At 36.8% G+C, this 24,817-nt stretch carries 24 protein-coding genes; 18 read left to right on the forward strand and 6 right to left on the reverse strand.

What is annotated here, in order from left to right; translation table 11 throughout:
* Positions 1-160 precede the first annotated feature (160 nt).
* Entirely contained in the window at positions 161-1,429 is a 1,269-nt protein-coding gene (gene hflX, locus MHH98_RS01485; protein WP_076034764.1) for a GTPase HflX, read from the forward strand.
* Between the two features lie 41 nt (positions 1,430-1,470).
* Here hflX and MHH98_RS01490 read toward each other — a convergent pair whose 3' ends face one another.
* Positions 1,471-3,189, reverse strand: coding sequence for an ABC transporter ATP-binding protein (locus MHH98_RS01490; protein WP_038186211.1), 1,719 nt, complete (start codon positions 3,187-3,189; stop codon positions 1,471-1,473).
* A gap of 228 nt (positions 3,190-3,417) precedes the next feature.
* Here MHH98_RS01490 and MHH98_RS01495 point away from each other — a divergent pair, with 228 nt between their 5' ends.
* The 7 genes from MHH98_RS01495 to MHH98_RS01525 all read left to right on the forward strand — a co-directional run bounded on the left by MHH98_RS01495 (position 3,418) and on the right by MHH98_RS01525 (position 10,016).
* Positions 3,418-4,905, forward strand: a complete 1,488-nt coding sequence (locus MHH98_RS01495) for a peptide MFS transporter (protein WP_038186208.1) — start codon at positions 3,418-3,420, stop codon at positions 4,903-4,905.
* A gap of 373 nt (positions 4,906-5,278) precedes the next feature.
* Complete coding sequence (locus tag MHH98_RS01500; RefSeq protein ID WP_038186205.1) at positions 5,279-6,229, forward strand: ABC transporter permease; 951 nt, start codon at positions 5,279-5,281, stop codon at positions 6,227-6,229.
* Positions 6,222-7,172 carry an iron chelate uptake ABC transporter family permease subunit gene (locus MHH98_RS01505; RefSeq protein ID WP_038186201.1) on the forward strand — a complete coding sequence of 317 codons (951 nt, stop codon included), beginning with the start codon at positions 6,222-6,224 and terminating at the stop codon, positions 7,170-7,172. The genes MHH98_RS01500 and MHH98_RS01505 overlap by 8 nt, the downstream gene beginning before the upstream one ends.
* A complete protein-coding gene (locus MHH98_RS01510) occupies positions 7,169-7,930 on the forward strand; it encodes an iron ABC transporter ATP-binding protein (RefSeq protein ID WP_038186197.1) in 762 nt (253 codons plus the stop codon). The genes MHH98_RS01505 and MHH98_RS01510 overlap by 4 nt, the downstream gene beginning before the upstream one ends.
* Positions 7,931-7,949: 19 nt before the next feature.
* Positions 7,950-8,927, forward strand: a complete 978-nt coding sequence (locus MHH98_RS01515) for a siderophore ABC transporter substrate-binding protein (RefSeq protein WP_038186195.1) — start codon at positions 7,950-7,952, stop codon at positions 8,925-8,927.
* Between the two features lies 1 nt (position 8,928).
* Positions 8,929-9,237 (forward strand): antibiotic biosynthesis monooxygenase family protein, encoded by a 309-nt coding sequence (locus tag MHH98_RS01520; protein ID WP_076034765.1) that lies wholly within the window; start codon positions 8,929-8,931, stop codon positions 9,235-9,237.
* Between the two features lie 149 nt (positions 9,238-9,386).
* The gene (locus MHH98_RS01525) at positions 9,387-10,016 is read left to right on the forward strand and encodes a phosphatase PAP2 family protein (RefSeq protein ID WP_038186189.1); all 630 of its coding nucleotides are present in this window, start codon (positions 9,387-9,389) and stop codon (positions 10,014-10,016) included.
* 223 nt (positions 10,017-10,239) lie between these two features.
* Here the strand turns inward: MHH98_RS01525 and MHH98_RS01530 are convergent, their stop codons facing one another.
* Positions 10,240-11,433 carry an MFS transporter gene (locus MHH98_RS01530; protein WP_340712183.1) on the reverse strand — a complete coding sequence of 398 codons (1,194 nt, stop codon included), beginning with the start codon at positions 11,431-11,433 and terminating at the stop codon, positions 10,240-10,242.
* 267 nt (positions 11,434-11,700) lie between these two features.
* Here MHH98_RS01530 and zupT point away from each other — a divergent pair, with 267 nt between their 5' ends.
* The gene (gene zupT, locus MHH98_RS01535; RefSeq protein WP_038186596.1) at positions 11,701-12,510 is read left to right on the forward strand and encodes a zinc transporter ZupT; all 810 of its coding nucleotides are present in this window, start codon (positions 11,701-11,703) and stop codon (positions 12,508-12,510) included.
* A gap of 45 nt (positions 12,511-12,555) precedes the next feature.
* Here the strand turns inward: zupT and MHH98_RS01540 are convergent, their stop codons facing one another.
* The 4 genes from MHH98_RS01540 to thrC all read right to left on the reverse strand — a co-directional run bounded on the left by MHH98_RS01540 (position 12,556) and on the right by thrC (position 15,775).
* Complete coding sequence (locus MHH98_RS01540) at positions 12,556-13,191, reverse strand: NAD(P)-dependent oxidoreductase (RefSeq protein WP_038186176.1); 636 nt, start codon at positions 13,189-13,191, stop codon at positions 12,556-12,558.
* A 69-nt stretch (positions 13,192-13,260) separates the two neighbouring features.
* Positions 13,261-13,674 (reverse strand): Rrf2 family transcriptional regulator, encoded by a 414-nt coding sequence (locus MHH98_RS01545; RefSeq protein ID WP_038186173.1) that lies wholly within the window; start codon positions 13,672-13,674, stop codon positions 13,261-13,263.
* A 152-nt stretch (positions 13,675-13,826) separates the two neighbouring features.
* Positions 13,827-14,726: a homoserine kinase gene (gene thrB, locus MHH98_RS01550; RefSeq protein ID WP_038186171.1), complete on the reverse strand. Its 900-nt coding sequence runs from the start codon at positions 14,724-14,726 to the stop codon at positions 13,827-13,829.
* Positions 14,723-15,775, reverse strand: a complete 1,053-nt coding sequence (thrC, locus tag MHH98_RS01555; RefSeq protein ID WP_340712184.1) for a threonine synthase — start codon at positions 15,773-15,775, stop codon at positions 14,723-14,725. Before thrC ends, thrB begins: the two co-directional genes overlap by 4 nt.
* Positions 15,776-15,986: 211 nt before the next feature.
* Here thrC and MHH98_RS01560 point away from each other — a divergent pair, with 211 nt between their 5' ends.
* The 9 genes from MHH98_RS01560 (at position 15,987) to glpK (ending at position 24,748) form a co-directional block, all read left to right on the forward strand.
* Entirely contained in the window at positions 15,987-17,204 is a 1,218-nt protein-coding gene (locus MHH98_RS01560; RefSeq protein WP_038186167.1) for an MFS transporter, read from the forward strand.
* Positions 17,205-17,588: 384 nt separating this feature from the next.
* Entirely contained in the window at positions 17,589-17,930 is a 342-nt protein-coding gene (locus MHH98_RS01570) for a DUF6054 family protein (RefSeq protein WP_038186157.1), read from the forward strand.
* 22 nt (positions 17,931-17,952) lie between these two features.
* Positions 17,953-18,492 (forward strand): adenylate kinase, encoded by a 540-nt coding sequence (locus tag MHH98_RS01575; protein ID WP_038186142.1) that lies wholly within the window; start codon positions 17,953-17,955, stop codon positions 18,490-18,492.
* Between the two features lie 134 nt (positions 18,493-18,626).
* Positions 18,627-19,364 (forward strand): gluconate 2-dehydrogenase subunit 3 family protein, encoded by a 738-nt coding sequence (locus MHH98_RS01580; protein WP_038186139.1) that lies wholly within the window; start codon positions 18,627-18,629, stop codon positions 19,362-19,364.
* A 27-nt stretch (positions 19,365-19,391) separates the two neighbouring features.
* On the forward strand, positions 19,392-21,104 hold the full coding sequence (locus tag MHH98_RS01585; protein WP_038186135.1) for a GMC family oxidoreductase: 1,713 nt from the start codon (positions 19,392-19,394) through the stop codon (positions 21,102-21,104).
* A 17-nt stretch (positions 21,105-21,121) separates the two neighbouring features.
* Positions 21,122-21,316 carry a twin-arginine translocase TatA/TatE family subunit gene (gene tatA, locus MHH98_RS01590; RefSeq protein ID WP_038186132.1) on the forward strand — a complete coding sequence of 65 codons (195 nt, stop codon included), beginning with the start codon at positions 21,122-21,124 and terminating at the stop codon, positions 21,314-21,316.
* Positions 21,317-21,331: 15 nt separating this feature from the next.
* Positions 21,332-22,213 (forward strand): twin-arginine translocase subunit TatC, encoded by an 882-nt coding sequence (tatC, locus tag MHH98_RS01595; RefSeq protein WP_076034768.1) that lies wholly within the window; start codon positions 21,332-21,334, stop codon positions 22,211-22,213.
* A gap of 213 nt (positions 22,214-22,426) precedes the next feature.
* Positions 22,427-23,224, forward strand: a complete 798-nt coding sequence (locus MHH98_RS01600; RefSeq protein ID WP_038186126.1) for an MIP/aquaporin family protein — start codon at positions 22,427-22,429, stop codon at positions 23,222-23,224.
* A gap of 30 nt (positions 23,225-23,254) precedes the next feature.
* Positions 23,255-24,748, forward strand: coding sequence for a glycerol kinase GlpK (gene glpK, locus MHH98_RS01605; RefSeq protein ID WP_038186123.1), 1,494 nt, complete (start codon positions 23,255-23,257; stop codon positions 24,746-24,748).
* The last annotated feature ends 69 nt before the right edge of the window (positions 24,749-24,817 follow it).

The raw sequence follows: 24,817 nt of genomic DNA on the forward strand, positions 1-24,817 counted from the left end.
TTAGCGGAGTGATTATGAATCATCTGTTATTAGAGAATTTCATATTAAATAGTAAAATAAGAGTAGCAATATCAGCTCTACTTTACTGTTTTTTATTTTCAGTAGGAAGTTAATAATATATTCATACTCTTTGTTTTGCGTAGTAAGAGGAGGAAATTAGTTGGATGAATTAATTGAAAAAGCCGTAATAGTAGGTGTTAATTTACGAGGGGATGTTCATTTTGAATATTCACTAGAGGAGCTTAAAAATTTAGCTGAAGCGCTAAATGTAGAAGTAGTTGGCACCGTTACGCAAAATTTAGAACGTGTAAATCCATCTCATTATGTTGGAACTGGTAAAATAGAAGAAATTAAAAATTTCTACGATGAATCAGAAGCAAATTTAGTCATTTTTGATGATGAGTTATCACCATCTCAAATACGAAATCTTGAGGCTGATTTAGAATGTAAAGTAATCGATCGTACAATGTTGATCTTAGATATATTTGCTAGACGTGCAAAATCGAAAGAAGCACAAATGCAAGTAGAGTTAGCACAGTTACAATATATGCTACCACGCTTAGTAGGTTTGCATGCGTCCCTTAGCCGACAAGGTGGAGGAACAGGCGGCGGTTTCAAAAACCGTGGTGCAGGTGAAACGAAACTCGAGTTGGATCGTCGTAAAATCGAAGATCAAATTGCAAAATTACGCCGTGATTTAGAAGTGGTCAAAGAACAAAGAGAAACTCAACGTAAGCAACGACGTAAAAATGAAATCCCAGTCGTATCCATTGTAGGATATACGAATGCTGGGAAATCGACAATTATGAATCAATTGTTACGTAAAACTGAGCATGACGAACATAAGCAAGTATTCGAAAAGGATATGCTTTTTGCTACTCTTGAAACATCGGTTCGACAAATTGAATTGCCTGATCATAAAAGCTTCTTATTAACTGATACTGTCGGTTTTGTTAGTAAATTACCTCACCATTTAGTAAAGGCGTTTCGTTCTACTTTGGAAGAAGCACGAGATGCGGATTTACTTTTACATGTTGTGGACTCTTCAAACGAAGAATATCAGTATATGATGGAAGTAACGAATGATACATTACATGCTGTAGGGGTTGAAGATGTTCCAACAGTATACGTGTACAATAAGGCTGATCTTGCTAATGTGGAGTATCCTCGTGTAAGTGGAGATACGGTTTGGATGGCTGCAAAAGATGGTGTGGGATTGGATGAACTTTTACAGGTTGTTCGTCGCCACATTTTCTCTGATTATGTAACATGTCGCATATGTATACCATATGATCGAGGGGATATTGTCTCGTATTTGAATGAGTATAGTAATATTCAAGAAACAGCATATGAAGAAGAAGGTACTGTATTGAAAGTTGAAATGAAAGAAGCAGACGCAAATCGCTTTGCTGAATTTATCTTGAAATAAGAAAGAGTAGAGAGTCGTTGTGAAACTGACTCTCTACTCTTTTAGTTTTGATTAAATTGAATGTTGTGTAACTTTGTGAAAAGTCCGTTTGCTGCGACAAGTTCATCGTACTTACCATCTTCAGCAATCCCGTCTTCAGTGACGACGACTACTCGATCGGCATCTCGTATTGTTGCAAGACGGTGAGCGATGACGAGAGTCGTACGATTTTTTGCAAGTTCATTTAAAGCACGTTGAATAATTTTCTCTGTTTCTGTATCTAGTGCAGATGTTGCTTCATCTAAAATGAGAATTGGAGGATTTTTTAGGAACATACGTGCAATTGCTAATCGTTGTTTTTGACCACCAGATAGCTTTAATCCTCTTTCACCAATTTGTGTATCATAACCATCTTGAAGACCTTCGATAAATTCCTCTAAATGAGCCTTTTTTGCAGCTTCTTGAATTTCTTCAAATGAAGCCTCAAGTTTACCATAAGCAATATTATCGCGGACCGTTCCGGTAAATAAGAAGACGTCCTGTTGTACGATACCGATCTGTGAGCGTAAAGAGTGTAACGTCATATCACGTACATCAATGCCATCAATTGAAATCGAACCTTCAGTAACATCATAAAATCTTGGTATTAATGAACAAATCGTTGTTTTACCAGCACCTGAAGGACCAACGAATGCAATTGTCTGTCCTTCTTGAATCGATAAATTTATATTGGACAAAATCTCTTTATAAGACTCGTATCTGAAATGTACATTTTTAAATTGAATATTTCCTGACAATGCATGATCATCAATTGCATTCTTCCGATTTTGGATGTCAGGTTCTTGATCAATAAGCTCACGAAACCTCTTGAAACCGGCCATTCCTTTTGGATACAACTCTAAGAGAGCGCTAATTTTATCGACTGGTTTAATCAGTACATTTGAATAGAGCACGAAACTAACGAGTTCACCGTAAGTTAGCGATCCGTTAAAGCTCAACCATGCTCCAACAACCAATATGATTAGTGTAACAAGGCGGGTCATCATATAAATGCTGGAATGTGTACCAGCCATAATTTTATATGCGGCAAGCTTAGCAAGACGAAAACGACCGTTATTTACTTTGAAGCGATCCATTTCAAATTGTTCGTTTGTAAATGCTTGTACAACACGTACACCTGACACGCTATCTTCTACGCGAGCATTGACGTCTGCAATACTTCCATACATCGATTTCCAAGCTACATTCATTTTGACATTGCAATATGTTACTAACCAAACTAAAAAGGGTACCATTATTATAGCGATAATGGCTAGTTGTGGATTAATACTGAACATAATAGCAAAAGCACCGAAGAACGTCATAATGGCAATAAAAAGATCTTCTGGGCCGTGATGAGCGAGCTCACCAATATCAAATAAATCATTCGTCACCCGACTCATAATATGGCCTGTTTTCGTGTTATCAAAAAAGCGGAATGATTGTTTTTGAACATGATTAAATAGTTCTTGTCGCATATCTGTTTCAATATTAATGCCAAGTTTATGACCTAAATAGCTGACGATATATTGCAACAAGGTGCTAAAAAGATAAATGATTAATAGTAGTACACTCACTGTTACAATTGTGCCCCATTCGCCACTTGGTAAAAGTTTATCAATAAACCATTGTACGGCAATTGGGAAGGCAAGTTCTAAAATTGCAACGATGACAGCACTTGTAAAATCGATAATAAATAATCGCTTATGCGGTTTGTAATAGGAAAAAAACTGTTTTAGCATGTATTTGCTCCTCTGTAAATTCAATTATTTGTATTATAACGAAAAAGTTAGATAAATGTAATAAGTTATCCAACTTGCAATTGTTTAACAATTCAAAAAAATGTTAAAATAATCAATATTTTGCAAACTTCTATTCTTTGACATGCGTACAACTGTCTATTTATAATAGACTTACTGTTTTTTCTGAAAATAGATAGCCTATTTACTTATTGGAAAGAGGGAAATTAAATGATAACGAAAGAAGATATCGTTAAGTCGGTACCCCAAAAAGGTTTTGTTGGTCATCCTAAAGGATTATTAACCTTATTCTTTACTGAATTCTGGGAACGTTTTTCATACTATGGCATGCGAGCCATTTTACTTTACTTTATGTACTATAGTTTAAATGATGGTGGTCTAGGTTTAGATCGAACGACAGCCAACTCAATTTTCGCTATATACGGCTCACTTGTATATATGTCAGGGATTATTGGTGGTTGGATTGCTGACCGTGTATTAGGTACCAGAAGAACCGTGTTTTACGGTGGTGTCTTAATAATGCTAGGTCATATTTGTTTGGCATTCCCAGGTGGATTGACAATGCTACTAATTTCAATGGTATTCATTGTAATGGGTACAGGTTTATTAAAACCAAACGTTTCAAGCATTGTTGGTGACATCTATGCTGAAACCGATAACCGTAGAGATGCTGGATTCAGTATTTTTTATATGGGTATTAACTTAGGTTCATTCATTGCTCCATTAATAGTCGGAACAATTGGACAAAAGTACAGCTTCCATTTAGGTTTTGGTGTTGCTGCAATAGGAATGTTTGTTGGGTTAGTAATGTATGTAATTACAGCTAAGAAATATCTAGGTTTAGCAGGTAAACAAATTAATAATCCATTAACAAAAGATGAATTCTCAAAATTAGCAATAAAAACAATTATTGGCGTTGCAATTATTGCAGTACTTGCAGTGATTGCGTATATAAACGATCAATTAACGATTAACAATGTTATATTATTCATCTCTATTTTGGGAATTTTAATTCCTACTGCATTCTTTGTGGTGATGTATAGAAGTCCAAAAACTAACGCTGAAGAAAAATCTCGTGTATTGGCTTATATACCAATGTTCATTGCTGCTGTAATGTTTTGGGCGATCCAAGAGCAAGGGTCAAATATTCTAGGAACGTATGCTGACTCACGTACTGATTTAAACCTTGGTCCAATTAAATTGGAATCTTCTTGGTTCCAGTCATTAAATCCTTTGTTTATTATTACAATGGCACCTTTATTCGCTTGGATTTGGATGAAACTGGGGACGCGCCAACCCTCTACACCAGTTAAATTTTCATTAGCATTATTTTTCTCTGGATTCTCATTCATAGTCATGGTAATTCCCGCGTTTCTTTCTGGAGGTACAGCTTTAGTAAGTCCTTGGTGGCTAGTACTGAGCTTCTTCCTAGTAGTAATAGGAGAATTATTAATATCGCCAGTAGGGCTATCTGTTACAACGAAATTAGCACCTAAGGCATTTAGTGCACAAACCATGAGTTTATGGTTCCTAACGAGCGCAGCAGCCCAAGCGGTGAATGCACAGTTAGTAAAAATATTCGATAAGATTAGTGAAGTTGCATACTTCGGTACAATAGGTACAGTTTCTGTACTTCTTGGTATCGTGATGTTAATAATTTCACCAATGATTTCGAAAGCGATGCAAGGTATTCGTTAATAAACAATTTTAAAAGCGCTGAGATCATCCAAATCTCAGTGCTTTTTTATTTATAAGAAAAATAAGAAACTAATGCATAAAATCCTAGGGTATTATGTATTTACAACGAAATTAGTCCGAATAGATAAGAAGAAATAGAGTCTAATAGAATGAGATGTTTTGTAAGCGTTTTACTTTGAAATCGCTCTATACCGGTGTTTTAGGGTAATAAGCAACATTCTGAATTCATAAAACTGTCATTGTAGTGTGATAATCATTTTCATTTAGGGTTGACGGAAAAAGTCGTCATGTTATAATGGAAATTGTGAGTCAATGATAATCATTTTCAATAAGAAGATCATTTACTCATAAAATGAATACATCGGGGATTACAATGAAGAAACGATACCTTTTTATAGCACTTATCTTGTTATCATTAATATCGCTTTTTGTGGGAGTGAGCCGAATCTCTCCGACAGATTTGCTAGATTTTGAATCTGAAGAAACTCAAATTTTCTTAATTAGTCGTTTACCTAGACTAGTAGCCATCATTTTAGCTGGTATGGGAATGAGTATAGCAGGTTTGATCATGCAAAGTTTAAGTAGAAATAAATTTGTTTCGCCAACAACTGCAGGTACATTAGATGCCACTAAGCTAGGCATACTAGTATCGATGTTACTGTTTGCGAATGCATCTTTGATTGAAAAAATGGCGGTTTCATTTGTATTTGCGCTAGCCGGCACGCTTTTATTTATGCAAATTTTAAATCGTATTAAATTCAAGGATGCCATTTTTATTCCACTTGTTGGTTTAATGTTCGGTAATATTTTATCGTCTATCACGACGTTTTTCGCTTATAAAGCGGATGTCATTCAAAATATATCTTCGTGGTTACAAGGTGATTTCTCTATGATTATGAAGGGTCGTTATGAACTTCTATACATAAGTGTACCTATTTTAATCATCGCTTATTTATATGCGAACCGATTTACGGTTGCAGGTATGGGTGAAGATTTCTCGAAAAATCTTGGCCTTGCTTATAAAAGAATCGTTAACTTTGGTTTAATCCTCGTGGCACTCGTTACAACAACCGTTGTGCTAACGGTTGGGATGATACCTTTCCTTGGTTTAATCATTCCGAACATTGTATCGATCTTCAAGGGAGATCATTTACAAAAAACACTTCCGCATACCGCATTATTAGGTGCAATTTTCTTATTAGCCTGCGATATTCTAGGCAGGATATTGATTTATCCATATGAGATTTCAATTAGCTTAATGGTTGGGGTAATTGGTAGTGGCGTCTTCCTATACTTGTTATTTAGGGGGAAGGCGTATGCGTAACAGTACAAAAATGATCCTATTAGCAGCATTTGCTGCAGTATTCTGTGGATTATATTTATTTCAAGGTTTAAATGGAAGTTATGACTATGCATTGCCTCGCCGAGGTATTAAAGTGCTAGCAATGGCCATAACGGGTATTGCAATTGCGTATTCAACAGTTGTTTTCCAAACAATTACGCATAACCGTATTTTAACGCCAAGTATTATGGGACTAGATTCACTTTATCTGCTATTGCAAACAGTGATTATCTTCTTCTTAGGTTCCGGGCATATAGTAGTTCTTAATACAAAAGTAAACTTCGTTATTTCATTAGTCGTCATGATTGGATTCGCACTTCTACTATACAAATTTCTTTTCCGTACAGGAAAACAACCAATTTATTTCCTACTTCTTGTAGGTATTATTCTTGGGACTTTGTTAGGTAGCATCACGACATTCATGCAAGTATTAATTGATCCGAACGAATTTATGCGCGTGCAGGATAAAATGTTTGCCAGCTTCAATAACGTAAGTGGAGACTTAGTTTGGTTTGCATTAATTATCGTACTAGTGACGATGATATACGGGTGGCGAATGGTTCGCGACTTGGATGTATTATCCCTAGGGAGAGACAATGCCATCAACTTAGGTGTTCCTTATGATAAAGTCGTCAAACGCATGCTCGTTATTTCAGCGATTTTAATTGCGTCATCTACGGCGCTAGTTGGACCGATAACTTTCTTCGGTTTAATCGTTGCAAACCTGTCTTATCAATTCTTTAAAACGTACAAGCATACAGTGTTAATCACTGGTGCCGGTCTAATGAGTTTAGTGGCGCTAATTGGTGGGCAATGGATCGTTGAGCGTGTGTTCACATTCTCAACAACATTAAGTGTTATCGTCAACTTTGTCGGTGGTATCTACTTCATCTATCTATTATTAAGGGAGAGTCGATCTGCATGATCCAAGTGAAAGAAATATCTAAACTTTTCGGCAAGAAAGTTGTAGTTGATAAGGTAAGTGTCGATATTCAACGGGGCAAAATCACGTCATTTATCGGACCAAATGGTGCAGGTAAATCTACACTTCTGTCGATGGTAAGTCGTTTACTTGATGCAGACACTGGAGATGTATTACTAGACAGCTCAGATGTAAAGAAATTAAAATCAAATGATTTTGCTAAACGGGTATCAATTTTAAAACAATCAAACTATATGAATGTGCGTTTGACGATTCGTGAGCTTGTATCTTTTGGTCGTTTCCCATATTCTCGAGGTCGCTTAAACGAGGAAGATGTAAAAATGATCGACCAAGCGATAGAGTATATGAATTTAGAAGAAATCCAATATGATTTTTTGGACGAATTATCTGGTGGCCAACGCCAACGTGCTTTTATCGCAATGGTTATCGCACAAGATACCGAATATATATTACTTGATGAACCACTTAACAACTTAGATATGAAGCACTCCGTGCAGATTATGAAAATCCTAAGAAAACTTGTGGATGATTTAGGGAAAACAGTAGTTATTGTTTTGCATGATATTAACTTTGCTTCTGTTTACTCAGATCGAATTGTTGCTTTAAAAGATGGCCGTATTGTAAAAGACGGTCCAACCAATGACATTATCAACTCAGAGTCATTAAAAGAAATTTACGATATGGATATACCTATTCAAGAAATGAATAGTTGCCGTATTTGTGTCTATTTTAATTCATAACAAAAGGAGACTTTACCCAATGAAAAACTGGAAATTACTTACGATAGTTTTTGCAATGCTTTTAGTATTAGCAGCTTGTGGCTCTAAAGACGATAAAAAAGAAGAAACTTCAGGTTCAAAAGCAGAAGAAATTACGATTACAAATGACTTCGGTATTTCAAAAGATGACGGAACTTCTGATAACGTTAAAGATGAAGTGAAAGTTAAGAAAAACGCTGAAAAAGTTGTTGTATTTGATATGGGATTCTTAGATACTCTTGACACTTTAGGTGTTAAAGTTGCTGCATTACCACAAGACTCAGTTCCAAAGTATCTTGAAAAATATAAAAGCGCTGATTATAAAAACGTTGGTTCTTTAAAAGAGCCTGATTTTGAAGCGATTGCAGCATTAAAACCAGATGTTATCTTCATCTCTGGTCGTCAAGCTAGTCTTTATGAACAACTAAAAGAAATCGCTCCAACTGTATATGTAGGATTAGACACTACAAAATACATGGAATCATTCAAAGCTAACACAGAATTAGCTGGTAAAATCTTCGATAAAGAAGATCAAGTAAAAGAAGAACTAACAAAAGTTGATGATAAAATTGCTACAATTAACGAAAAAGCATCTGCTTTAGATAAAAAAGCATTAATCATTCTAGGTTCAGAAGGTAAAATCAGTGCTTACGGTCCAGCATCTCGTTTTGGTGTAATTCATGATGTATTTGGTTTTAAAGCAGCTGATGAAGGTATTGAAGCTTCAACTCACGGACAAAACGTATCGTTTGAATACATTCTTGAAAAAAATCCGGATATTATCTTTGTAGTTGACCGCGATGCAGTAGTAACTGAAGGTGCATCTGCTAAAGACTCAATCGAAAATGCTTTAGTGAAGAAAACAAATGCTTATAAAGACGGCAAAATGTTCTACTTAAACCCAGAAGTTTGGTACCTATCAGGTGGCGGATTACAATCAGTATCATTAATGGTTGATGAAGTAGAAAAGGCACTATAATATGTTTTATCAAGCGAAACGAATAATTGTACAGGAAGGCTTTTCTGGACAAGTTGTGGAACGTTTTAGTGGCGATACACCATTAGCGAAGCAACCTGGTTTCATTGATATGAAAGTACTTGTGAAGAAAGTTAGACGTGGAGACGAGGAAGTAATGATTCTTGTTCAATGGCAAAGTGAAGAGGATTGGAAAAATTGGGAGAAGAGTCCGGAGCACATCGCTGGTCATAAAGCGAAGATCGGCAAGCCTAAACCAGAGTATATAATCGAATCAAGCCAAAACGTCTATGAAGTAAAAGTAACAAAATAAAGTAGGCTCCCCTAGCTTATTATTACTGAAAATGCTCTAGCTTGATGCTAGAGCATTTTTTTATTGTTTTCGTTCATTTTGCTATTACATCGAGTAGAAAAGAGCTATAGTAGAATTAATGTTAATCGCAAGCGTGAGGAGGTATTAGTATGAAAAAGTTGTTTTATCCACTTGCGATAGTTACCACGATCGTTTATATCGTTCTCTTTTTAAATATAAAAAGTAATTGGGTATTCAATTTAGATCAGTGGGCATCAGGTTTGTTGAAGGGTAATAATTTTTTAGGTCTTTTCCATTATTTTGGTGAACCAGCTTTCGTTGTGGTCATTGCCATTATATTATTATTAGTGTTATGGATAAGGGATCACAATTACCGAGGAATGTTTTTTGCCCTTGTAACAATAGCAGCTGGTAATGTGCTTAATCAGTTATTGAAAGTGTGGGTGCAGAGACCACGTCCTGACATACCTGAGCAGCTAAAAAGTTTTAGTTTTCCATCAGGACATTCCATGACTGGGATTTTATATTTATTTACATTAGCCTATATAGCAAATGAATATCAATATTCTAAAAAGATAAAGATATTCACTTGGGTAGGAGCCGTTATGATGACGGTACTTATTGGTTTGTCCCGTATTGCTGAAAGCCGTCACTTCGCTTCAGACGTGTTAGCGGGCTGGTCGATGGGTTACACATGGTTTATCCTTGCTGTAATATGGTATGAACGAAGAAAACGAGTATTTAAAGAGTTAGCACAGGAAAAAATAGAAGAACAATAAAATACTTAGTATTACGTTATTTGAAATTAATCGGAGTAAAACAACCAGTCGTCGAGTAGGTATCGACAACTGGTTGTTTTATTTCGAAATCGGTTAAAAAATAGATGAAAGACCCTTTTTAAGGTTGGATCTATTAATCTAATAGGATAGTATCCACTCATACTAACAATAGAATAATCATTCAAATGAAGTTAGTTTTGTTAGTTACCTAACCACATATCCCCTATAGAGCTTGCTCATGCAGAGTTTTACGCAAGTAAAAAGCTAATATGAAAGAGGCAAGTAGAAAACTTATAATCATACCAATTACCCCATGCCAGCCATATACTGTCCAGAATATTCCCCCTACCGTTCCGCCAACACTTGAACCTACATAGTAAAAGAATAAGTACAGTGAGGATGCCTGTGCTTTATCATGTGTAGCACGTCGACCAACCCAACTACTAGCGATAGAATGTCCACCAAAGAATCCGAATGTGAAAATAGCGATACCAGCTATCTTTAAAAGTAAGTGGTTTTCTAATGTGATAATACCACCAATAAACATAATGACTATTGCAATGACTAACATTTTATATTTTCCGAAACGATCAGAAAGGCTGCCAAACCATGTAGAGCTAAATGTACCTACAAGGTAGATGATGAATATCCAACCGACAATTGTTTGGCTTAAAGAAAATGGAGGTGCTACCAATTGAAAGCCGATATAATTATAAAGCGTGACAAAGCTCCCCATTAACAAAAAGCCTAGTCCGAATAAACTTAGTAAAGCAGGATCTTTCAAATGAAGGATCATTGAATGTAACAGTCCTTTTACATTAAGTTTCTTCGCTTCAAAGTGTTTAGAAGAAGGAAGCAAAAAGTAGAAGGCGAAACTCACAATAAAACTAATCACCCCAATTGCAATCATCCCAATCCGCCAACTGAATAAATCGGTCATCGTCCCAACGATGATTCGCCCACCCAATCCACCAATTGTATTACCACTAATATATAATCCCATTGCGATACCTAAACTTTTAGGTTCGACTTCTTCTCCTAAATAAGCCATAGCAATGGCGGGCAACCCAGCAAATACAATGCCTTGTACAATTCTTAATGTAAGTAAAATTGAATAATTAGGTGCTAAAGCAATAAATAAAGTTAAAATAGCACCTGCAAACATAGAGAATGCCATAATTTTCTTTCTGCCCCAAGCCTCTGATAATGAGCCAATGATTAGCATGCTGAACGCTAATGTTAAAGTCGTTACAGATAATGACAAACTCGCTACTGTAGGCGAAATGTGGAACACTTCTGTGAAAGTTGGGAGTAATGGTTGTGTCATGTATAAATTTGCAAATGTACTAAAGGCTCCTGCGAATAAAGCTAAATTCGCGTTTCGGAAGTTAACGCTACCGCGTTTTATATAGTCCATAAGAGGTCACTCCAAAATAGTGATATGATAAAAAATTTGTATCATGTAATAACTATTATAAGGATTTACAAATCACAATAACAAAGGATTGGATTCATTGATTGAACTCAAAAGTGTGATTCATTAAATTGTGCACGTATAAAAATGTTACCGTTATCTGAAATTTTCTTTGGCTCATTTTATTTTTATTACTTAAAGAAAGTTGCGTTGAGGAAACTTTTTGCATACAATGAAATTAACATTTTAATAGAGAAAGTAGTTGAGTATATGGATGGAAATGTCGTTTTTGCTTTAGCGTTAACGCTCTTCGCTGGTTTAGCAACAGGAGTAGGTAGTTTAATAGCATTTTTCACTTCGAGGACAAATACGAAGTTCCTATCGTTTTCTTTGGGTTTTTCTGCAGGTGTCATGATTTATGTTTCACTTATTGAGATATTTGTGAAAGCTAAAGATTCGCTCGTTGGTGAGTTAGGGGAGAAGCAAGGATACACATTCACGGTAATTGGTTTTTTTGCTGGAATGCTGTTAATAGCACTCATTGATAAAATGATCCCAAAACACGAAAATCCTCATGAAGTAAAAAAGGTTGAAGATATGCAGACGGGACCATCAAATGATGAATATGCCAAGTTAATGAAGATGGGTATATTCACCGCGCTTGCAATTGGTATTCATAACTTTCCAGAGGGAATTGCGACATTTGCATCTGCATTGCAAGATCCAAATCTCGGTATTGCGATTGCAATTGCGGTTGCTATTCATAATATTCCAGAGGGAATTGCTGTCTCTGTCCCGATTTTCTTTGCGACAGGAGATCGTAAAAAAGCATTTAAGCTTTCATTTTTATCCGGTTTAGCTGAGCCAGTTGGAGCATTTGTAGCATATTTGATTTTAATGCCATTTTTAAATGATATTGTGTTCGGAGTGCTTTTTGCTGGTGTTGCTGGTATTATGGTATTTATTTCGTTAGATGAATTATTGCCAGCTGCAAAGAAATATGACGAGGCTCATACATCGATATATGGTGTTATTGCCGGTATGGCTGTAATGGCTATTAGTTTAGTATTATTAGTTTAAAAAAACAGGTCCCATTATCATGGGGCCTGTTTTTTAGTATGTTATTTAGTTTTCAGATGCTACAGTGAATCTTTCATTCACATGTTTTGGGTTTTCTAGTTCGTCTAATACAGCGATAGCATAGTCAGCATAGCTAACGTAGCTTGCACCTTTAGTATTGACTAATAGATGGTCTATTCCTGCGATATATTGACCAGTGCGTGGACCTTCTGGATCGAAGAAAGCAGATGGACTTAAGAATGTCCAAGTGATAGATGATGCTTTCAAGTCCTCTAAGTTTTTGCCTTGGTTTTCAGCTGTTGGTAAGTAAATTGCAGGGAAATCTGGTGTAGACATCACTGTCACTGTTTTTTCTGGATCAACAAAAAGGCTACCTGCTCCACCAACTACAAATAGTTTTGTACTCGCTGCATCTTGTAGAATGTCGATAAGCTTGCGTCCAGCTTCTACGTGTAAATGTTCTTCTCCTGCTGGAGCCCCGAATGCATTAACGATAACGTCAAACTTTTGTACATCTTCTGTTGTTAATGAAAAGATATCTTTCTCTATAACAGCAACATTTTCAGCCACTATTTTTGCAGCACTGCGAACGATTGCAGTTACCTCGTGCCCACGTGATACTGCTTCTTTTAAAATAAAGTTACCTGCTTTACCTGTTGCACCAATAATACCAATTTTCATAATGATTGCCTCCTTAGAATTTGTTGTAACTAATATGGTTACAAGTTGTTTGTAAAAAAAGATCGCCTCTTAGTGAAAGAGTTGATCTAATACATCTTGTAGCGTTTCTTCTGTCAATTTATCTTCCATTGCTCGCTGAACAGATTGAAATACGTTATCTAAAGTGGATTGAATTTTTTTTCCGACAGCACATTCTGGGTTAGGGTTATCGTGTATTGCAAATAACTCCTCTGGTGCCTGTACGGCTCTATATATGTCTAGTAGCGTAATGTCTTTCGGTTCTTTGACTAATTGATATCCAGCAACTCCTGCATTGGAGACTATTAAGTTTGCCTTTTTTAACTGGCTACTAATCCGACGTATAACGACGGGATTAGTGTTTACACTGCTAGCAATCCATTCAGATGTAAGTTGGTTAGAATCATTTGTTGTAGCGATTAAAGAAAGAATGTGTATAGCAACAGAAACACGACTGTTCACCATATCGGTCACCGCCTAACATGTAATCATTATAGTTACAGGGGAGGGTAATGTCAATTCATTTGATTTAGGAAAGATCATAACTATAACACATCGGTGATTATTGCAAAGAAAAAGAGCCAAGAGACATATGCTCTTGGCATTTTCCATTCCTATTATTCTTTTGTAACTTGAACACCCTTTATATCGACTGGAACGGCTTTAATATCATAAGAAGGGAAGAGGGGCTTCATTTTTGCAACGAAAGCATCTACGCGATCTTTTGAGATTAACGAGATGACAGTTGGACCGGCACCGCTAATAGCTGTACCAAAGGCACCTGCATCCTGTGCTGTTTGACGAATTTCATGATAATTAGGGATTAAATTTGCGCGGAATGGTTCATGAAATAAATCATGCTCCATGAATTTGCCTGCACGTTCATAATCTTTTATAAGTAATGAAGCAGTTAACATATTGGCATTGGCGCTTGCATGAACAGCGTATGCTTTGTCATAGTTTGACGGTAATATTTTACGTGCTTCCTCTGTTTTTAATTCAACATTTGGAATGAAAACAGCAAATGCAGCGTCAACATCTCGTGCATTAATCAATTCTAATTGACCGTTTGGCAATGTTGAAGCAATCGTTAGACCACCATGTACAGATGCGGCTGCATTGTCAGGATGCCCTTCCATTTTAGAAGCAAGTTTACAACGTTCTTCGATAGAAAGTTGTAAATCACATACTTGATTTGTGAGTTCAATACCCGCCACAATAGCAGACGCGCTACTTCCGAGTCCACGAGCAAGTGGTAGCTCACTGTGCATCACAACTTTACAAGAAGGAAGTGTAGCTTTGTACCGTTCGGCTGTTTCTTTCGCAACTTTATAGACGAGATGGTCTTCAACTTTAACATTAACAGGAAGGTGTTCTGAGCGATGCTCAAACTCCCAATGATCTTGTAGAGTTACGTCTAATGTTAAATAGAGGCCTAATGCTAGTCCAATAGAGTCGAATCCTGGTCCAAGATTAGCGGTGCTTCCTGGAACAGATATGGACCAATTTGTTGTCATAGCAATCCCTCGATGTAAGTACGGATTTCCGCTTCGTCATTTGCTAAAGAAACCATGTCGACAGTAGAAGCCTTTACGGCTGTATCAGGGTCTTTTAATCCGTTTCCTGTTAATACAGCAACCACACGACTACCTTTAGGAATTGAACCGTTTTCTACGGATTGAAGTACACCAGCAATAGAAGCGGCTGATCCTGGCTCTGCAAAGACGCCTTCTTTAGAAGCGATTAGCCGGTATGCATTTAAAATTTCTTCATCTGTAACTGCAGCGATTTTACCTCCAGATTCATCACGAGCAGCTTCGGCTAGTTTCCAACTTGCTGGATTCCCTATACGAATAGCAGTAGCAACAGTTTCTGGGTGTGGTATTACTTCTCCACGGACGATTGCTGCAGCACCTTCTGCTTCGAACCCAAACATTTTTGGTAGACCTGTTTGCTTGGTGGCATTGTATTCTTTAAAGCCTTTCCAATAAGCGCTAATGTTGCCTGCGTTTCCAACAGGAATTGCAAGTATATCTGGTGCACTGCCAAGATCGTCGCAAATTTCAAAAGCAGCTGTTTTTTGACCTTCTAATCTGTATGGATTAACTGAATTTACTAATGTTACTGAAGTGTTTTCACTAATGTCACGAACAATTTGAAGTGCTTCATCAAAGTTACCATCAATTTCGATGATTTTTGCACCATACATGTAAGCTTGTGCTAGTTTACCAGCAGCTACTTTACCTTTTGGAATAACGATAATAGCTTGGATGCCAGCGCGTGCTGCATATGCAGCAGCTGCAGCTGATGTATTGCCTGTTGAAGCACAAATAACAAATTTACTTCCAGCCTCAACAGCTTTTGCTACAGCCATTACCATGCCACGGTCCTTGAATGAACCTGTTGGGTTTAAACCCTCATATTTAACATAAAGATCGATTTTTAGTTCTTTTGATAATGTATTTAAATGAATGAGTGGTGTATTACCCTCATGTAAAGTAAGAGCAGGTGTATTTTCTGAGACAGGTAGATATTCTTTATAGTGATCGATAAGACCTTTCCACATAGATAACATTCTCCTTTGTGTTCATCCTGAAAAAACATTTGTTTTTCTATAAGAGACATTTTAACTCATTTTGGGTATATGTTTCAATAGGTAATTGCTAAATTTTCGGAACAATTGAATTTCTTTTGCATCTTGTCACAAAATATAAAGATGTGTATAGTTAGGGTAGTCAAATGTGTATTCAAGTGTAAAGACATATGGAGGAACAATAATGACAACGAATCAACAGGCAGGTACTAAGGTGATATCTCGTAATAAGCTTTTAGGTATTGCGGGGGTTGGATGGATGTTTGATGCATTAGATGTTGGTATTTTATCTTTTGTAATAGCAGCTTTAGCAAAAGAATGGATGCTATCACCAAGTGAAATGGGTTGGATTGGTAGTGTTAACTCAATCGGAATGGCGGTTGGTGCCTTTGTATTCGGTATATTAGCCGATCGTATTGGCCGTAAATCTGTATTTATATGGACACTTGTAATTTTCTCTATTGCTAGTGGTTTATCTGCGTTGACGACGACTCTAGCAGCATTTATGATTTTGAGATTTTTCATTGGAATGGGTCTTGGTGGTGAATTGCCGGTAGCTTCAACTCTTGTTTCTGAAAGTGTTGCATCACATGAACGTGGACGTGTTGTAGTTTTGTTAGAAAGTTTCTGGGCTGGGGGTTGGTTATTAGCAGCACTTATTTCATATTTTGTTATACCAAACTACGGCTGGCGAATTGCTTTATTATTAACGGCTCTTCCAGCAGTTTATGCGATATACTTGCGGTTACACTTACCTGATTCGCCTCAGTTTACAGCCAAAAAAGATGTTGTACGTAATATCGGTCAAAATATTAAAGATGTTTGGTCGAAAGAATATGCTCGTCGTACATTAATGCTTTGGATTGTTTGGTTTACAGTTGTTTTTTCTTATTATGGCATGTTTTTGTGGTTGCCTAGTGTTATGGTTATGAAGGGTTTTAGTTTAATAGCAAGTTTTAAATATGTGCTGATAATGACGCTAGCACAATTACCAGGTTATTTTACAGCAGCTTGGCTAATTGAAAGAGCAGGCAGAAAATTTGTTTTAGCTACCTATTTGCTAGGAACTGCTGTCAGTGCACTTGTTTTTGGTAATGCGGAAACAATTGGTCTTTTACTTGTAGCTGGAATGTTCTTATCATTCTTTAATCTAGGAGCTTGGGGTGCTTTGTATGCTTATACGCCTGAGCAGTATCCAACAATTATTCGTGGTACAGGTGCTGGTATGGCTGCCTCTGTTGGACGATTAGGCGGAATATTTGGACCGTTACTTGTAGGTTCACTTGTAGCAAAAGGATATGAATTGAATTTGATCTTCGGTATCTTCTGTATCTCGATAATAGTAGGTGTAGTTGCAATTATTGCACTAGGTACAGAGACAAAACAAACAGAGTTAGAGTAGGAATATATAAGAGGGAATATCCTTTTATAGGCCTTTATGATACTAATAACGATCTTCTCTCAATAATTATTGAGAGAAGATCGTTTTATTTTGTAGGCAATAACAAGAAAGAAAATTATAGAGATTTCAAAAGAAGTTTATATCGCTGCGGATAGTACGAAATTTGAAAAAGATGTCATGAGTGGAATAGCTCCACTTGAGCAAATTGATTACATTATTACGGATTCAAAATTAGATAAGCGTGTTGTGAGTCAGTTCGATGATACAAATGTTCAAGTAATTCAGGCCAAAGATTAAACTTCTTGTTAAGTGAATTTTCTTTCAATTTGAAACTAATAGTAGATTCCTAACGTATTAGAGTTATACATAGAGGGAGTGAGAGCTATGGATGGAACAGAATTTTACGTATCAATTGAACCACAGGATGTATTAAAACGTATTAAAACAAATATTGTGGAGGGCAGTTTTTCTGGAAAGCTTATTGATCAATATGAACGTATTGTAGGGGATCAACAAGTAATAGTTTGTATACTTGAAAAGTATTATATGCGTACTAGTAATCGTGCAAGCTTAACAGTAACAGTTGACAATTTAGAGGGTAAAACGAAAATTCATGCAATCGCTTCTGGTGGTGGAGAAGGTGCCTTTTTCCGTTTTGATTGGGGAGTGGGTAATACCTTTGTTAATAGCGTAGTGAAGGCATTAGAAGAGTTCATTATTAAATAGTAAAAAGCTAGGGGGATGTTAGATGAAATACCCAGCGAAACATCAAAGGGTTTTGATTATTGGATCTAGTGGGGCAGGGAAATCAACATTGTCACGAACATTAAGTGAATTGTGGGAATTGCCTCTCGTTCATTTAGATGCTATTTATTGGAAAACTGGTTGGCAGAAATCTAATAAAGAAGACTTTATAGAAAGACTTCATTTAGAACTTGAAAAGCCTGCTTGGATTATTGATGGGAATTTCGATTCTACACTAGAAATGCGAGCCAAATATGCGGATCTTATTATTTTTCTCGATTTTTCTAATAAGCTTTGCACTTATCGAGTATTAAAGCGTACTATGCAATATCGCGGGAGGACAAGGCCTGATATGGGGGAGGGGTGCCCTGAAAAGGTTGATGCAGAGTTTTTACGATGGATTTGGCGGTTCCCTGTTGATGCTAGACCAGGGGTTATGAATACTATGATCCAAACTAATGTAAACAGTATTATATTTTCTTCTCCTTCCCAGCTAAAAAAATGGTTGAGAAATTGTAAAATAGGGCAAAGTAGTCTCAAATGAGGCTGCTTTTTTATTTTTATGAGTGCAAACACCGGAATCATTAATTTATTTACGACTTGTAATTTCGGAATAATCAGTTCACTTTATAAGGTAAATAGTCGCTATCACGACTTTTGTTAAGGAGGATTGTCTATATGAGTGAAGAGGGGAAAAACTTATCGAGACGTGATTTTTTGAAAACCACGGGTATTGCTACAGGCACATTAGTCGGTGGTGGGATAATTGGCGGTTTGATCGGCTACAACACCAATAAAAAATCTAAGCCATCTAAAAATGCCAATAATACAACGGGGCATGATGAGCATACTGGCGTTCCGGCTCGAATGTTCTTTATGAGTCAGACCGATTTTCAAGTCTTATCAAATGCCACTGAACGTATCTTTCCAAAAGATAATCTAGGGGCAGGTGCTATTGATTTAGGTGTACCGTACTTCATTGATCGCCAGTTAGCAGGGAATTATGGTAGTAATTCTAAAGAGTACATGCAAGGACCATTTGCTGAAGGGGCGCCTACACAAGGATATCAAAGTCGTCTTACTCGTGCTGAAATCTTCACTCAAGGAGTTATGGCTCTAGAGAATGAGAGTAAGAAACGTTTTAAGAAGGGCTTTTCAGATATTACCGAAAAACAAATGGATGAAATACTAACAGCTTTCCAAAAAGATGAGGTGAAGATGTCAGGGACGACATCAGGATTTTTTTTCGCACTTCTTCGCTCAGCAACACTAAACGGCGCTTATGCTGATCCAATGTACGGAGGCAATCGTAATATGGAAGGTTGGAAAATGAAAGGTTTCCCAGGGCATCAAATGGCATATATCGGTGAGATTGAAAAAGATGAATTTAAAAAATATGAACCTAAGTCTCTTTAGGATTATTCAGTATGGAGGTGAATAATAATGGTTAAGACTTTACCAAAAGTAGATGTAGTAACGGTAGGGGTTGGTTGGTCCGGAGGAATTATTGCTGCAGAGTGTGCAAAGGCAGGGTTAAAAGTAGTAGGGCTTGAACGCGGACAGAAACGAGGTACATCGGATTACCAGCAAATTCACGATGAGTATCGTTATGCTATACGTTATGATTTAATGCAAGATTTGTCGCGTGAAACGATAACATTCCGTAATAATCGGAAAATGAAGGCATTACCAATGCGCCAATTAGGTTCTTTCTTGTTAGGTGAAGGATTAGGGGGATCAGGAACACACTGGAATGGACAAACATTCCGCTTTTTACCCTATGATTTTCAAATAAAAACAATGACTGAAAAAAAATATGGCAAGAATAAGTTAGGTGCCGAATATTTAATTCAAGACTGGGGTTTAACTTACGAAGAGCTTGAGCCTTATTTCGATACATTTGAGAAAACAACGGGTATATCAGGCGATGGAAAAAACAAGCATGGCGGTAAGCGATCAAATCCATATCCTACACCTGCGATGAAAACAACACCCCTTTTAAAAAAGTTTGAAAAGGCGAGCGGGAAATTAGGTTATAGCCCATATATGATGCCGTCTGCCAATCTGTCGGAACCATATAAAAATCCCGATGGTGAACAAATAAATGCCTGTCAATATTGTGGTTTCTGTGAACGTTTTGGCTGTGAATACGGTGCGAAAACATCACCAGAAATTACTGTTGTACCAACAGCAACTAAAACAGGTAATTTTGAGCCACGATTCCATGCAAATGTTGTAGAAGTAGTAAAAAAGGGAAATAAAGTATCGGGAGTAAAGTATTTAGATACAATTTCAGGTGAAGAGTTTATTCAGCCAGCAGATGTTGTAGTACTAACAAGTTATGTCATGAATAATGCAAAATTACTTATGGTATCGAATATCGGTGAAATGTATGACCCGACAACAGGAAAAGGAACACTAGGTCGGAATTATTGCTACCAAATTTTACCTGGCGCTTCAGGCTTTTTTGATGAACAATATAATACTTTTATGGGTGCAGGTGCTTTAGGTATGTGTTTTGATGATTTGAATGGTGATAATTTTGATCACTCAGATTTAAAATTTATTCATGGTGCTAATGTCGCATTAACGCAAACGGGCACGAGACCTATTGGTACAAATCCTATTTTACCTGATACGCCAACTTGGGGAGCGGAGTTTAAAAAGCAATCTATTGAAAATTATACGCGCTCATTAGGGGTTGGTGGTCAAGGTGCATCAATACCTCACAAAGAGAACTATTTATCGTTAGATAATGTTTATAAGGATTCCTATGGTGTCCCATTGTTACAGATGACTTATAACTTTACAGATCAAGACAGAGCATTACACAAACATATTTCGAAAAAATGTGGAGATATTTTAAAAGAGATGGGCGCAAAAACAGTTGTAGTCAATTCAGAAATTGACCAATATAATATTGTCCCTTATCAATCTACACATAATACCGGTGGAACTGTTATGAGCTTAACGCCAGAAGAGGGTGTTGTGAACAACTACTTACAACATTGGGATGCAGATAATTTGTTCGTTGTAGGTGCTGGAAACTTCTCGAATAATAGTGGTTACAATCCTACTGGAACAGTTGGTGCTTTAGCTTATCGATGTGCTGAGGGTATTATCAAATACAGTAAAAAGGGCGGCTCGCTCGTTTAATAAAGGAGGAAGGCAATATGTTTAGTCCATCTGCAATCGGAATACCAGGTTTAATCATTATTTTAGTTATTGTTCTTATTGTCTTTGGTCCAAAAAAATTGCCGGAAATCGGATCGGCAGTAGGGAAAACTTTTGCAGAATTCAAGAAGTCTACAAAGGGATTAATGGATGACGACGATGAAACACCACCTGAAAAGAAAAAAGAAATTTAGGTAAATATTTAGCCTATGGATCCTTATGAAAATAACAGTAAAAAAATATTAAGCCCTTTAGACAAAGAACCTTATGAGACAGAGATAACAATAAAAAAGGCATTAGCAGACAAAGGACAAGAAACTGTTGTAGTTTCAACAGTACTCTCTACAGATTCATCGGCTACTGAATGGGCAGTCAAAGATGTGGTTGAATCATTATTTGATCATTTAGCAGATTTACGTAAGCAGCTGATTAAAGGTTTAGTGGTTTTTCTCTTTTTCTTTTTTGTTGTATTTGCATCAGTTAACTGGTGGTTTCCTTTTATTACGAAAGGAAATTCACTTGTTATTTTAGGGCCATTAGAGGTTGTGAAGTTTTATATGTCAATCTCTAGTACTATGGCTCTTGGGTTAGCCTTACCTTTTTTAATGCATTTTTTATGGAGTTTTATAAAACCAGGATTAAAGGAAAATGAAAGTCGTTTTCTTGGGATGTATTCTCCAGTCATGTTGTTACTATTTTTACTTGGTATTTCTTTTGGCTTTTTTGTAGTTAACCCACTTAGCTATAAATTTCTAATCAGTATCGGTCAGACGAATTTTGATGTTATGATATCGGCAAGTGAGTATATTCATTTCTTAATAATGACAACTGTACCCGTCGGCATTTTATTTGAGTTGCCGATTGTAGCTCTATTTTTATCTTCAATTGGTTTACTTACGGCAGATATAATGAAGGCGATTCGAAAATGGGCATATGTATTTATGGCGGTTTTTGCATCAATGACAACGCCACCTGATTTTGTTAGTCATTTATTAGTTTTAATACCGATGATTTTGCTTTACGAAATCAGTATTTTCTTAGTGAAAAAAATAGAGCGTAAACAAATGCTGAAGAATGCAATTAGTGAGTAAATAGCACAACTAGATGACCTTTCAGATAACTGAGTTATTTGAGGGGTCTTTTTATTTGCAAATTAATGTATTACTCTTTAAGCATATTTTTTTACATAGCAAACCTTGAAACATATTATTATTATAATTGAATAAGCATAACTTGAATTCTATGAGAATATATTTTATTGTTTACGCTTTCATTATATCGTTATGAAGAAGGAGGAGTACGGTATGTCAACTTTTATGGCCGAGATAGTAGGGACAATGATTTTGATATTGTTCGGAGGCGGCGTTGTTGCGGCTGTTTCTTTGAAAGGTTCTAAAGGAAAAGATGGTGGTTGGATTGTTATTACTGTTGCCTGGGGTCTTGCAGTAGCTATGGGAGCATTTGCAGTTGGAGGGATAAGTGGTGCACATTTAAATCCTGCATTGACAATTGCATTAGCCACGATCGGAAAGTTCGAGTGGGCAGATGTTCCAATGTTCATACTTGCGCAAATGATTGGAGCAATTATTGGAGCTATTTTAGTATACCTAACTTATTTGGCGCATTGGAAACCAACTGAAGATCCCGATGCTAAACTAAGTGTATTTTGTACAGCACCAGCATATAATCATCCGTTATCAAATTTAACAACGGAAATGATTGGAACATTTATCTTAGTTCTTGGTATTTTAGCTATAGGCACAAATAATATTACAGATGGCTTAAATCCTTTAATAGTAGGTGCTTTAATTATCGTAATTGGTATGGCACTTGGTGGCCCAACAGGGTATGCTATTAATCCAGCACGTGATTTAGGGCCTCGTATAGCACATTTCTTCCTACCGATTCCAGGGAAAAGAGATTCCAACTGGAGTTATTCATGGGTACCAGTAGTCGGTCCGATTATTGGTGGATTGTTTGGAGCATTATTTTATAAGCAAGTTTTTGAAGGAGAAAATAGTATCGCATTTTGGATAGTTGGAGTAATCGTGCTAGCAATTTTCGTAGGAGCACAATCTACAGTGAATAAAGTTGTAAGATAGAATAATAAATTAAAATCTGGAGGTCATCATATGACAAAAAAGTATATTCTGGCATTAGACCAAGGTACTACAAGCTCACGTGCAATTTTATTTGACGAAGAAGGCAATATTTTTAATAGTGCTCAACAGGAATTTCCACAATATTTCCCACAATCAGGATGGGTAGAGCATAATGCAGAGCAAATTTGGAGCTCAATTTCATCTGTCATAGCGGGTGTCCTTTCAGAGAAAAATGTCCATGCATATCAAGTTCAAGGAATTGGTATCACCAATCAACGTGAAACGACTGTTGTTTGGGATAAAAATACGGGAGTACCAGTGCATAATGCTATCGTATGGCAATCACGCCAAACAGCGGGCATTTGTGAAGAGCTGAAAGATAAAGGCTATAATGATTTATTTAGAGATAAAACGGGATTACTTATTGATGCATACTTCTCAGGCACAAAAGTGAAGTGGATTTTAGATAATGTTGAAGGGGCAAGAGAAAAAGCGGAGAATGGTGATTTATTATTTGGTACGATTGATACATGGCTGATTTGGAAACTAACAGATGGGAAAGTACATGTAACCGACTATTCGAATGCTTCTAGAACATTAATGTATAATATTTACGACTTAAAATGGGATGAAGAGCTATTAGAGATTTTGGGTGTCCCAGCATCAATGCTACCAGAAGTTCGTCCTTCATCTGAAGTGTATGGTTTAACGGATGGAAATCACTTCTTTGGTCAAGAAGTACCTATTGCTGGTATTGCGGGTGACCAACAAGCTGCTTTATTCGGTCAAGCTTGTTTTGAAAGTGGCATGGTGAAAAACACTTACGGCACAGGATGTTTTATGCTCATGAACACAGGTGAAAAGGCTGTTAAATCCGAGAACGGATTGTTAACAACGATTGCTTGGGGAATAGATGGTAAAGTGGAGTATGCATTAGAGGGTAGCATTTTCGTAGCGGGCTCGGCTATTCAATGGTTACGTGATGGTTTACGGATGTTCCATGATTCAAAAGAAAGTGAGCGCTATGCAGAAAAGGTTGACTCTACTGATGGTGTATACGTTGTTCCCGCATTTGTTGGGTTAGGTACACCATATTGGGATAGTGATGTACGTGGTGCTGTATTCGGTTTAACACGTGGTACAGAAAAAGAGCATTTCATACGAGCAACACTTGAATCATTAGCGTATCAAACAAAAGATGTGCTGGGTGCAATGGAAGCAGATTCAGGTATCTCGTTAAAGACATTACGTGTGGATGGCGGAGCTGTCATGAATAATTTGTTAATGCAATTCCAAGCAGATTTACTTGATGTTCCAGTAGAGCGTCCATCAATTAATGAAACTACAGCACTAGGTGCAGCATATTTAGCAGGATTGGCAGTTGGATTCTGGAAGGATCGTGACGAGATTTCGAAATACTGGAATTTAGATACGCAATTCAGTCCGAATATGGAAGAAGATAGACGTGAAAACTTATACAAGGGCTGGAAAAAGGCTATACATGCAGCCCAAGCGTTTAAATAATAGTTATACACATGTGGCAGTTCCCTTTTCAAAGGTGAGCTGCTTTTTTTATAACATTTTGTGTATAGT

This window comes from Viridibacillus sp. FSL H8-0110 (assembly GCF_038003565.1).
Classification (GTDB): domain Bacteria; phylum Bacillota; class Bacilli; order Bacillales_A; family Planococcaceae; genus Viridibacillus; species Viridibacillus arenosi.